The sequence below is a fragment of the Sporolactobacillus vineae DSM 21990 = SL153 genome, assembly GCF_000377985.1.
GTDB classification, from domain to species: Bacteria; Bacillota; Bacilli; order Bacillales; family Sporolactobacillaceae; genus Sporolactobacillus; species Sporolactobacillus vineae.
In genome coordinates, this window is record NZ_KB899042.1 from 305,190 (window position 1) to 316,597 (window position 11,408).

At 49.3% G+C, this 11,408-nt stretch carries 13 protein-coding genes and 1 riboswitch; of the genes, 6 read left to right on the plus strand and 7 right to left on the minus strand.

The genetic code is table 11. From position 1 onward, the window contains the following. Positions 1-49 precede the first annotated feature (49 nt). On the minus strand, positions 50-607 hold the full coding sequence (locus D889_RS0101535; protein WP_010631344.1) for a superoxide dismutase family protein: 558 nt from the start codon (positions 605-607) through the stop codon (positions 50-52). Between the two features lie 129 nt (positions 608-736). Here D889_RS0101535 and mscL point away from each other — a divergent pair, with 129 nt between their 5' ends. After that, complete coding sequence (gene mscL / locus D889_RS0101540) at positions 737-1,216, plus strand: large conductance mechanosensitive channel protein MscL (protein WP_010631345.1); 480 nt, start codon at positions 737-739, stop codon at positions 1,214-1,216. 17 nt (positions 1,217-1,233) lie between these two features. Here mscL and D889_RS0101545 read toward each other — a convergent pair whose 3' ends face one another. After that, positions 1,234-1,722, minus strand: a complete 489-nt coding sequence (locus D889_RS0101545; RefSeq protein ID WP_010631346.1) for an NUDIX hydrolase — start codon at positions 1,720-1,722, stop codon at positions 1,234-1,236. 201 nt (positions 1,723-1,923) lie between these two features. Between D889_RS0101545 and D889_RS0101550 the strand changes: the two genes are divergently transcribed. The 3 genes from D889_RS0101550 to D889_RS0101560 all read left to right on the plus strand — a co-directional run bounded on the left by D889_RS0101550 (position 1,924) and on the right by D889_RS0101560 (position 4,441). Further along, positions 1,924-2,202: a YdbC family protein gene (locus tag D889_RS0101550; RefSeq protein WP_010631347.1), complete on the plus strand. Its 279-nt coding sequence runs from the start codon at positions 1,924-1,926 to the stop codon at positions 2,200-2,202. Positions 2,203-2,456: 254 nt separating this feature from the next. After that, positions 2,457-3,371 carry a 1,4-dihydroxy-2-naphthoate polyprenyltransferase gene (locus D889_RS0101555; RefSeq protein WP_010631348.1) on the plus strand — a complete coding sequence of 305 codons (915 nt, stop codon included), beginning with the start codon at positions 2,457-2,459 and terminating at the stop codon, positions 3,369-3,371. 122 nt (positions 3,372-3,493) lie between these two features. Beyond that, a riboswitch (FMN riboswitch) is annotated at positions 3,494-3,621 on the plus strand. A gap of 211 nt (positions 3,622-3,832) precedes the next feature. Then, entirely contained in the window at positions 3,833-4,441 is a 609-nt protein-coding gene (locus D889_RS0101560; RefSeq protein ID WP_018962091.1) for an ECF transporter S component, read from the plus strand. Positions 4,442-4,586: 145 nt separating this feature from the next. Here D889_RS0101560 and D889_RS15320 read toward each other — a convergent pair whose 3' ends face one another. Both D889_RS15320 and D889_RS0101570 read right to left on the minus strand, forming a co-directional pair. After that, positions 4,587-4,679, minus strand: a complete 93-nt coding sequence (locus D889_RS15320; protein WP_018962092.1) for a YjcZ family sporulation protein — start codon at positions 4,677-4,679, stop codon at positions 4,587-4,589. Positions 4,680-4,800: 121 nt separating this feature from the next. Continuing rightward, positions 4,801-5,316, minus strand: coding sequence for an acyl-CoA thioesterase (locus tag D889_RS0101570; protein ID WP_010631350.1), 516 nt, complete (start codon positions 5,314-5,316; stop codon positions 4,801-4,803). A 513-nt stretch (positions 5,317-5,829) separates the two neighbouring features. On the opposite strand from D889_RS0101570, the gene D889_RS0101575 reads away from it, so the two are divergent. After that, positions 5,830-6,798 carry a 3D domain-containing protein gene (locus D889_RS0101575; protein WP_010631351.1) on the plus strand — a complete coding sequence of 323 codons (969 nt, stop codon included), beginning with the start codon at positions 5,830-5,832 and terminating at the stop codon, positions 6,796-6,798. A gap of 84 nt (positions 6,799-6,882) precedes the next feature. Here D889_RS0101575 and D889_RS0101580 read toward each other — a convergent pair whose 3' ends face one another. The 3 genes from D889_RS0101580 to lplA form a co-directional block, all read right to left on the minus strand. Beyond that, positions 6,883-7,983 (minus strand): D-alanine--D-alanine ligase, encoded by a 1,101-nt coding sequence (locus D889_RS0101580; protein WP_010631352.1) that lies wholly within the window; start codon positions 7,981-7,983, stop codon positions 6,883-6,885. Positions 7,984-8,140: 157 nt separating this feature from the next. Next, positions 8,141-9,406, minus strand: coding sequence for a M48 family metallopeptidase (locus D889_RS0101585; protein ID WP_010631353.1), 1,266 nt, complete (start codon positions 9,404-9,406; stop codon positions 8,141-8,143). Positions 9,407-9,534: 128 nt separating this feature from the next. Further along, on the minus strand, positions 9,535-10,524 hold the full coding sequence (gene lplA, locus D889_RS0101590; RefSeq protein WP_010631354.1) for a lipoate--protein ligase: 990 nt from the start codon (positions 10,522-10,524) through the stop codon (positions 9,535-9,537). Positions 10,525-10,742: 218 nt separating this feature from the next. On the opposite strand from lplA, the gene D889_RS0101595 reads away from it, so the two are divergent. After that, the gene (locus D889_RS0101595) at positions 10,743-11,396 is read left to right on the plus strand and encodes a histidine phosphatase family protein (RefSeq protein ID WP_010631355.1); all 654 of its coding nucleotides are present in this window, start codon (positions 10,743-10,745) and stop codon (positions 11,394-11,396) included. Positions 11,397-11,408 lie beyond the last annotated feature (12 nt).

The following is an 11,408-nucleotide window of genomic DNA, read 5'->3' on the forward strand; positions in this document are numbered from 1 at the left end:
AAAGCTGTTCCTGCAGCTTGTTAAACCAGGCATCAAAACAGCTCTTTTTTCAGCGGATCACGCCGCACAATATTCTTTTCCCGGAATTTCCTGCCGGATCCGTGTGCTGATCATCTCCGTATTCATGAATGATCAGCGCTGATCCGTCCGCATCCCTGAGGGAATTGACCTGCCCCTTAACCAACGTCACGCGCGGGTTAAAGAGCACAGTATCGACGTTCCCATGCCGGTCGACAAAGATATTGGCCATATCCCCGGCATGCGGGCCATATGGACTGTTCAATCCATGCTTTTTCTGTTCCGGATTGAAGTGTGCGCCCGATGTCATAAAATCAGGCGGAGTACATACGCCGCTTTCATGAAAATGGATCGCATGAATCCCTGGTTTCAGGCCTTCCGCCCGGAGCGCAATCCGGACGCCGCGCGGGGTTTCGGTCAGTACTGCTTCGCCCATCTCTTCATTATTCGCGTTGATCAGCGGAACAATAAGCCTCGGTGACTGACTGCTTTCTTTGGCATTTACCGCCGTTACCGTGTGATGCTCATAGAAAACCACCGTCAGCGCCAGCAAGAGGCACAAAGGGTAAATCAATTTTCTCAGATGCACAGGAATCACTCTCCTGCCTACTAGCTTGCACGCTGAACGGATTTTTACTCATTTTTAATCATTTTTGCGGGATCCGGAGAAATGAAAAAACACTCCACCGTGAGGTTAAGGAAGGAAGACACTTCATTGATGAAAACATTGCAGGAATTTAAAAAGTTTATTGCCCGCGGAAATGTCATGGACCTGGCGATTGCCGTCATTATCGGTGCTGCTTTCGGCCAGATCGTCAATTCGCTTGTCAAAGATATTGTGATGCCGCCGATCGGACTGCTTCTTGGAAAAGTAGATTTCAGCAGTCTCTATATCAATCTCTCCGGAAAATCATATAGCAGCCTTTCTGCCGCTCAGAAGGCCGGGGCCGCGACGATCAATTACGGAATGTTTATTAATACCGTCATCAATTTTCTGGTTATTTCACTGGTGATCTTCTTCGCGGTAAAACTGTTAAATAAAACCACCCTGCACCAGCAGCCCGCACCGGCGCCGGCGACAAAAGAGTGCCCTTTTTGTTTCACCGCAATACCGCTGAAAGCCAAACGATGTCCGCATTGCACTTCAGAACTCCCGGATCAGGATGGAGCATCTCAAGCCCGGTCCACTGATGTCTGAAGAAGAAGGCTGACGATTTACTCGATTTTGACGGTCAGCGGACTGATTTGTCGTTTAATAACCGTATCTCCATCGAAATAGCAATGATACTCTTTCGGAGCATTGTCCCTTTGAAGCACTTCTCTCATAAAGCAGCGAAGTGTGGGCACTGTTCCGAAATTTTTTTCTGACAGCAGCCACGCTTCAGTCTTCCACTCGAGAACGCCTTCCCGGGTTCTTTTCGGTGTTGCAAGCGCCCGGATATCTCCTGCATTGACGATAAACAGGTACATCCCTTGCCGTGCTTCACCATCCGCATGCCAGGTCACAATTCCCCGGAAGACAGGATTCACTGCCTGCAGTCCCGTTTCTTCACGAATTTCTCTGATGACGCAGGCTGTGGCCGTCTCGCCGGGTTCAAGCTTTCCGCCGATGCCGTTCCATGCCCCCTGCCATGGACTTTTCTCGCGGTTAATCATCAGAAATTTGTCGTTCTTGCGAATCAGCGCCAGCGTATAGCGAAGCATCAGCAGACTCCTCCTGTTCCGGTCTTTCTTATACGTCCTCTTCACGAAAACACAGTTCCATTATAACAAAATTGTGACGGATAACTGAGATTGAAGAAACAATTTTCCGAAGACTGAAAAAAATCTGTTGACGGAACGTTTGTTTGCCTGATAATATTGATTCAGGAACATATGTTCAATAACTCAACGAGGTGATTTTTCATGGCACAGGAAAAAACTGAATTGCGTTTCAGCATCGTCCGGCATTTTGGCGTCATCGCCCGGGATCAGGGGGGCTGGACAAAGGAATTGAATCTGGTCAGCTGGAACGGACGCGATGCGAAATACGATATTCGCAGCTGGGCTCCGGACAAGAAGAAAATGAGACGCGGCATCACCCTTTCCGGCGTGGAATGTGAATCGCTGCGAACACTCCTGAACACCCGTTTTCCCCAGTCGACGCCATCCGCAGCTTCTTCCGTTTCACCATCCGGAAACTGATTCTCCATCACTTATTTCTGGATTTAAATGTTCATTTAAGGTATCCCGCAGCGCTCCGTTCGCATGACTCAGTACTTCACCATCTGCGTCTTTCTACTTCATCAACATCAACCCAGAACTTCCCGTATTGACAGTATCCCTTGATTTTCTTACACTAAGAATGACTTTTTGTCGAATTCGTGACACAGCGTACTGATTTCTTCGACCGTAGTCTTCTAATCTAGATATCTGTCAATTCGGAAAGAGGCATCAAAATGGCTGATTTGGTAATTAAAAAAAATACAGGTTTCAAAAAATGGTGGACCATGCTTCGTCCGCATACACTGACCGCTTCTTTTGTTCCCGTGGCACTCGGGACGGCGCTGGTTCTGCCAATCAAGCAATTGAATTTTCTCCTGTTTGCTGCAATGCTGGTCGCGTCCATGCTGATTCAGATCGCCACGAATCTGTTCAACGAATATTATGATTTTAAGAGAGGGCTTGACACCAGGGAATCGGTAGGCATCGGCGGCAGCATCGTCCGGGACGGATTCCACCCGAAAACAATCCTGAATCTCGCCTGGACACTGTGCATCATCGCTGCATTGATCGGTGTTTATATCTGTTCGATGAGCAACTGGTGGATCGCACTGGCAGGATCGATATGTATCGCTGCAGGCTACCTGTACTCGGGCGGACCTTATCCGATTTCATACACTCCGTTCGGTGAATTGATGTCCGGTCTTTTTATGGGCGTATTCATCATCTGGATCTCCTTCTTTATTCAGACGGATACACTGACGGTCAATGCCGTTCTGATATCCGTGCCGATCGGCATCCTCGTCGGCGGCATCAACCTGGCAAACAACATCCGTGATCTGGACGGCGATAAGGCAAAGGGCCGGAAAACACTGCCGATCCTGCTCGGCAGACAAGGAGCCATTAATCTGCTTGCTTTCCTTTTCTTCTTCTCCTATCTCTGGATTCTCGGACTGATGCTTTTCCATGTGGATTCCGTCTGGCTTCTGATCGTTTTTGCCAGTATGCCTAAAGCCTTGCAGGCAACGCGGCTGTTTCGTGGAAAAACACTGTCTGTCCAGCTCATGCCGGCGATGAAGGCCACTGCCCAGATGCAGACGCTGTTCGGGCTGCTCCTGTCGATCGGTTTTGTACTTGATTATTTCATTTAATCGTCAGTCGCATCAGGCAGGTACACTCTCTTCGTTAGAGAGTGTATTTTTTCTGTTTCCAGTGAATTTCTATTGAACAAATGAATTCGACCGTCTATAATAAAGCTGTGAATTAAATAACTTATTTCCTTCAGGGCAGGGTGTAATTCCCGACCGGCGGTATTGGCGCAAGCCAGAGTCCGCGAGCCGAAAGGTTGATCCGGTATCGAAGCCGGAACCGACAGTAAAGTCTGGATGAAAGAAGGATAATGCTGCGGCGTTTTTTACGTGAGCGTTTTTGTGTGGCGTCAGGAAACTGATGGTATTTCCGTGTGCAGCATTCCGTTTAGCAAATCAGCCCAAAAGGAAAAATTCCTTTTGGGCTTTTCTTTTCGGGAAAACACGGAGCATTTCTTTCATTACATGTCACAACGCAAATCACCCGGCATTATCCCCAAAACTATATCATTGGGGTGGTTGTCATGTCTCGTTCTTCATTGAAGAAAATGATTTTAATTTCACTGTTGTCGGCGCTTGGCTATCTGATCATGCTGATTGCTTTCCCGGTTCCGATGCTGCCGGGGTTCCTCACGCTGGACTTCAGTGATCTGCCGGCACTGATCGGCGCACTGATTCTCGGACCGGCTGCCGGCATCATTATCGAAGCGATTAAAAATATATTGCACGTCCTTATTTCCGGATCATTGACCGTAGTACCGGTCGGCGAAATGGCTAACTTTGTCGCCGGTTCGATCCTGATCCTTGTTTCCTGGCTCTTCTATCACCGGAAACGGACACTTGTATCCCTGGCCGTCGGTATGTCTGTAGCAACGGTGGCCATGACGGCAATCATGTCTGTTGCCAACTACTATCTGATCTTCCCTGGCTACGCCATGTTTCTCGGTTTCAGCATCGATCAGGCGGTGGCTGCTTCTCAATACGCCAATCACGGGATCCGCAGTCTGCTGACCCTGATCGTCTACGGTGTGATGCCGTTTAATATTCTTAAAGGCATCGCGCTGACGATCCTTATGATCCCGGTATTTGCTCGCCTGCGTAATTTCATCGAAAGCAGACGCCAGCTCATCTGAATAAGTGAAAAGTCTTAATCAATACAGCTTGTCGGTTCATGATTGTCTGAACTGACAAGCTCTAAAAAATCAAAAATCCCGCCGGAGCCTCAATAAACTTCCGGCGGGATTTCTTTTTCACCAGATTACGTCCGGCCTGCCTGAATTAATAGACGAAAGCAGTGCCTACAATAATCAGTAAAATGAACAGAACAACGATTAACGCAAAGCTGCTGCTGTGGTTATAAGCTGCACCCATATCGTCACCCGCCCCTTCACCAGTAGTTTGAACGGTCTATTCCGCCCAACACTGCATCCTATGCAAATCAGGCAGATCGGTGTGGGCGATTTGCGGACTTGCGAAATGACAAAACTGTAATTTAACGCTCCCAGGGCTTGTCCAGTGTCAGCTTCGACGCAAAATCCTTTGTGTTATTTTTTCGTTCTTTTCTGTGAAGATAGCGCTTTTCTGCCGACTCATACAGTGCCTTCTCCTCTTCACTTTCGGGGATCACTTTCGGTACCGGCTGCGCTTTACCATCTTCTCCGATCGCGACAAATGTCAGAAAAGATGTGGTACACAGCTGCCTTTCACCCGTCAGCAGATCCTCCGTCACAATCTTTACGAACACTTCCATAGAAGTCCGGTGTGTCCAGGTCACCATGGCTTCCAGACAAACTGAGGAACCTGCCTTGATCGGCACCAGAAAATCAACGGAATCGATCGATGCAGTGACCACATTCTGGCGTGCATGCCGCATGGCCGCAATCGCTCCGATATTATCGACATACATCATGAGTTTCCCGCCGAAAAAGGTTCCGTGATTATTCGTATCATTAGGTAAAACATGTATCGAAGTTACTGAACGGGATTCACTGATTTTTTTCGCTTCCACTTTTCTCACTCCAGTTATTTGACGTCATCCATGACGCTATTCCTTTAACATCATAAATCAAAATCGAAGATACAGCCAAACAAGAATCACTCCGAATTTAACTTTTTTAGTATCCCTTTAACCCATTCCGAACAGAATATATCGCCGTTCAGCGGAATATATCGCCGCTCGTGAAAAAATATCGCCCTTCAGCGGAATATATCGACCTTCGTTAAAATATATCGCCGTTCAGCAGAGTATATCGTCATTCACGACAATAGAGAATAATGGATTAGGAGCTAACGAAATAATCAGTTAACCTTTTTTCGTAAAAGCTGAAAATGTGCCGATTTATGAAAAAATTACACAAAAAATGTCCAAATTTATCTTGACAAATTCATTTTATCAGATCTCATTGTTACATAACTGTAATGCCCCTTCAACATGGCTGAGATATTTAACACTTACAATGATCGTTGGATCCAAAATAACTGTTTTTGGTATTTTGGCCATCTTAAGGAGGTTTTTCCCTATATGAATATCATTAAAAGGCTGACGGCGGTAACCAGTCTGACCGTGTTTGTCGGTGCACTCGCTCCGGCAACCATCGCCTGGGCGAAGACGAGCAGTACAAATGATAGTCAGATGAGACAACAGAATCCTGGAACTTACAAACAGGCTGTCGGATTCAGCATAGTGGATCCGTCGGAGCAGGCAGACAACAACAAGAATCATATAATTTTCGGCAACAGCTTGCTGGAACAGGGGGACCAAGGACCTTCTGTCACGGAGCTTCAGGATGCACTCCGTTCGCTTGGCTATTACAACGGCAATGCAACAGGCACCTTTGATGCTCTGACAACAGGCGCGGTTCAGGCTTTCCAGACGGACCGGAACATTACCTCTGATGGAATTGTCGGAGCGGCAACAAAAACAGCGCTCTACGATGTCTATCGAAATACCGATGAGGCAAAAAGTTTTCCGGGCCGGATCGCTGAAATTCAGCAGCAGGAGAAAAAAGCGGCTGAACAAAAAGCGGCCAGGGCAAAAGCGGAGAAAGTGAAAAAAGCAAAAAAAGCAAAGGCTGAGAAAGCGAGAAAAACAGCCCGGAAGGCACAGGCCACCGCGAAAAAGGTGACCCGGAAGAAACAGGCACCGGCTGCAAAAGTCCGCCCGGTAATAAAGAAAATGGATTATAAGCCGAAGCAGGCGGCGCCGTCAACAAATGGTCGGGCACTGACCGTCGTGGCAACGAGCTACGCGTTAGGCGGCCGTTCGGCAACAGGCGTCGACTTCAGCAGCAACCCCGGCGCCAAGGTCATTGCCGTCGATCCCGGTGTGATCCCGTTAGGCTCACGTGTCAATATCCCGGGCTATGGCGTCTATATTGCCGCTGATACCGGTGGGAGCATTAAGGGAAACCGGATTGACATCCACTTACCGACCAAAGCCGCAGCATTAAATTTCGGAAGACAGACCCTCACCGTTCAGGTTCTTCCCTGACCGGTCGCAAAAGCAGAAAAAGAGCAGCCCGTGAATGGTTCACGGGCTGCTCTTTTTCTGCTTTAATTTTTAATGACTGCGTCTTCATGCATCTATATGGTACTGGATCTTCTGCTTTTCAGCATGCCGTTCCAGTCCGAGATCAATCAGCTTCTCGATCAGTTTCCGGTAAGGCAGACCGGTATGTTTCCAGAGCAGCGGGAACATGCTGAACTGGGTGAATCCGGGCATTGTATTGACTTCATTAACGATCACATGCTGATCCTTCTCCCGGATAAATGTATCCACCCTGGCCAGCCCCGACAGACTCAATGCCCGGAATGCCCGTTTCGCTGTATCCTCCAGTTCGGCCTTGACTTTGTCCGGCAGATCGGCCGGAATAACCAGCGTACTCTTGCCTTCTTTGTATTTCGACTGATAATCATAGAAGGCGGCGTCTTTGGTAATAATTTCTCCAGGCACGGAGACGGAGAGTTCGTGATTGCCAATCACGCCGATTTCAACTTCCCGGCCGGTCACCTGTTCTTCGATGATGACTTTTGTATCAAAGCGAAAAGCCTCCGTAATGCTGGCCGACAGTTCCGTTTCACTCAGGCATTGGGAGATGCCGACACTGGAACCGCAATTGGCCGGTTTCACAAAACAGGGATAACCGATCGTATTTTTTACATTAATAATGACTGATGGCGCATCTTTCTGCCAGTCGAAGCTGGTGATGGAGAGATAATTTGGTCCGGCAATGTGATGCGCTGCAAAGATGTCCTTCATCAGCACTTTATCCATACCCGCAGCAGAACCGGCAACACCGGATCCGACGTAAGCAATATTCAGCAGTTCAAACAGACCCTGAACGGTTCCGTCTTCACCGTTCGGACCATGCAGCAGCGGGAAGACAATGTCCGGCCGCGAAGTATTCGTTACTGGTGTCGATGGAGCCAGCCAGTGTTCCGCACTGACTTCAAGCTGCTTATTTTCACTCAGCAGCAGCTCATCCCTGCTTGCCAGCTTTTTCGTAATTTCGGATCCGGCAATCCATCGGCCATCCTGCTGAATGTGCACGGGATACACGCGATAGCGCTCCAGATCCATCGCATTGATGACGGAAAAAGCGGTCAGCAGGGAAATTTCATATTCGGTTGACTTCCCGCCATACAGGACCGCAACCGTTTTTTTCTGATTCGACATGGTGAGTTCCTCTATTCTTTCCTGATTTCAGGACGTACAGACCCAAATCCGCATCAGATATCGCTGATTCCAGTGATTCGTCCGTATGCCACTACTTAGTTTAGCACAATCCCTTTTAGAAAAAAGGTTTCTTCCGCCTATTTTGTCATGACCGGAATCACTTTTTTCCGTTCAGGTGAACATGTTCAAAGTAGTCAATCCGTTCCAGCATTGTCGGATGATCATACTGCACCCACTTGACCAAAGCCGGCGGATTGATTTCCCCGAGACTGGCCCGTGATAATTTCTGAAACGATGAGATGGCTGCCTGTCGGTTCTGTGTCAGGTGAATGGCATAACTGTCGGCGGCATGCTCAAACTGGCGTGAAATGGCATTCTGCAGCGGCTCGCCGGCAAATGAGAGCATGGCGAACAGCAGCAGCACGAGCGGGAGTGCCGCCAGGTCTCCGGGATGGTTCAGATTCAGGCGCGGACCCCAGCGCCGGGCGATCCGCAGCAGCAGCTTTGCCGTAAGAAAAAGCCCGATGAGCAGGCCGGCAAGTGCTGCAGCAATTCCCCAGACAATGTGGTGCATCACGTAATGCCCCATCTCATGCGCCATGATGAACAGGACCTCCGGCTTACTCAGCTGGCTGACGGTCGTGTCCCAGAGCACGATACGCAGATGGGAGCCGATGCCGGTCACATAGGCGTTCATGGCGTGGGTTTGCGTCGACATATCGACTTCATATACATTATTTGCCGGGATTCCCGAGCGGGCTGCCAGACTCAGAATTTCCTGCTTGAGCGACCCGTTCGGCAGGCTCTGGAAGTGATTGTACAGCGGATCGATCACCACCGGCTGAAGGTACATCATAAAGACAATGAACGGAATCGACAGCAGCCAGACCGGCAGCCACCAGTTACGCGGATTCCGGCGGATAAAGAAGAACACGACAAGCATCGCTGCGAAGCCGATCAGACTGTCCACGGCCAGACTGATCCCCTGATCTTTCAGCCAGCTGCCGATCGGCTGGACAGAGATCCGGTAGTGCAGCGACAGCTGGTAAGAGATAAAATCGACAGGGAGAAAAACGAGCGCCGACAGCAGTGACAGCAAGGCAAAACAGACAATCATCTGCACCGGAAAGAACCGTGACAGGCGCTCCGAACGGTCCCGCAGCCACCGTGAGAAACCGGAGACGAGCAGAAACAGATAGAGTCCCCACTCAAGCGGGATTGACGCAAACGAAATAAAATGACGCAAAGCATTATATTGCGCGCTTTCCGCCAGCTGCCGGGCATTCATAAAAAGTGACGGATCCGCCGGCGTTCCCTTCGCTGCCGGCGGGACTCCGGACTTCGCTCCGATAAAAAAGTAGGCAGCAATCGCTGCCAGATAAATGATATAGCCAATGATCAGACGCCTGCCGAGTTTCTTCACAGTCAGTCCCCCTTCACGTCTCACGGCATGCCAGTTCAAAAGTGATGCCATTGTTCCTAATTTAAGCTTTTCCAATGTTATTTAGAACAAGCCGTGGAAAGAAACCTGCGATCATGCCGGCCGGGCATTCAGAACAAGACAGAAAGCACTTCATCCGTACCTATTTTCCCAAAGTATCTGTGCGCATCGACAGTTTCCAGCTGCCCTGCTACAGCCTCCCGGTCATATTTTGTTCCGGTCAGTAATTTTTCAATATCGGAAACATCGTCAACGCCGAAGAAATCGCCAAAAATCGATGCCTGCTCAATGACGCCTTTCTTCACATCGAGCCGGATATCAATCTGTCCGCCGGGGAACCGGTGCGCTTTACGAACGTTAAATTCCGGCGATTTTCCAAAGACCCAGTCCCAGTTGCGATAGCGCTGGCGGGCGATGTCAATGATATTGGTCCAGTCTTCATCGGTTACGTCATATTCAGGAACCGGTTCAGCACCATTAAAAATGTACTGAAGCAGCGTCGCTTTGAACTGATGAATCGTCATATCCTGATTCAAATGTTCGCGAATATTGGTCACACGGCTGCGCACCGACTTAATCCCTTTCGATTCAAATTTCTCCGCATCCGGATGCAGTGCCTTCGAGACGTTGTCCAGATTGACATCAAACAGCAGTGTGCCGTGGCTGAAGATGCGTCCCTGTGTGACAAACTGCGCGTTTCCCGAAATTTTCCGCCCGTCGACGGTCAGATCGTTGCGCCCTTCCAGTTTCGCATTGACTCCGAGCTGATGCAGTGCCCGGATGACCGGTTCGGTGAACTTGCGATTATTATTGAAGCTGTCCCCGTCGTCCTTCGCGATAAAACTGAAACTCAGATTCCCGGGATCGTTGTAAACGGCACCGCCTCCGGACAGCCGCCGCGTGACAGTCACCTTATGCCGATCGATATAATCCATATTGACCTCTTCGACCGTATTCTGATTTCGTCCGACAATAACCGTCGGGGCCATGCGGTAGAACAGCAGATAGGTCTCATTAATATCCAGATGCCGTAAAGCGTACTCTTCAAGTGCAAAGTTGAGCGTCTGATCAAGAATATCATGGTTGTTGATATATTTCATTGTATTTTCCTCCTGTCGGTCATCACTACTCCTTATTAATAGTAAAACGACTGGCATCACTTCGTCCAGAAAAGTCTGCGCGCGAGCCGCAACTGATCCCAGCGGAATAAAATTTTGCAAGAAATGACATTTTACGATAAGCTGGTTCTGTGACTGCCGGAAGACACAGTTGAACCCTTCTTTCGGTGATTCACAGGAAGCATCGGAGGGATACATTAATGAAAAAAGCAATCTATCTGGTCCGTCATGGTAGGACTTTGTTCAACCTGCTCAATAAGGTACAGGGCATCTCAGATACACCGCTTCTGCCTGAAGGAGAGCAGCGGGCCGCCGCTCTCGGCAAACGGTTCAAACAACAAGATATTCATTTCGACGCCGTCTACACCAGCGATCTGGCCCGCGCTGTCCGGACGACTAATCTTCTGCTTGCTCACTCTGCCAGTCCGGACCAGACGGTCATGAGGACAAGAAACCTCCGAGAAATCTCATTTGGCATGTTCGAAGGCGATACGGATGACAAGGTCTGGTCGGCAGCCGGTAAAGCCTCCGGTAACCCGGAACTCAACGGTCACTGTTCCGACGATATCCGGATTGAGGGTCTGGCCACACTAAAGAAACTTGACACGACTGGATACGGCGAGAGTTACGAAGACGTCCGCACACGCATCGACCGGTTCTTCAGCCGGATCGCCGCCTCGGACAACTCGAGCATCCTCGCCGTCAGCCACGGGATGTTCATCAATTGTGTAGTTTACACATTCATGAAACAGCGCAGTCAACTGCCGGCGATTCCGAATACAACGGTCACAAAGCTGGTTTATGAGAACAGCCGGTTTGATATTGCCTACGTCGGGAAAACGGTTGATCTTTAATTGATCAACAGC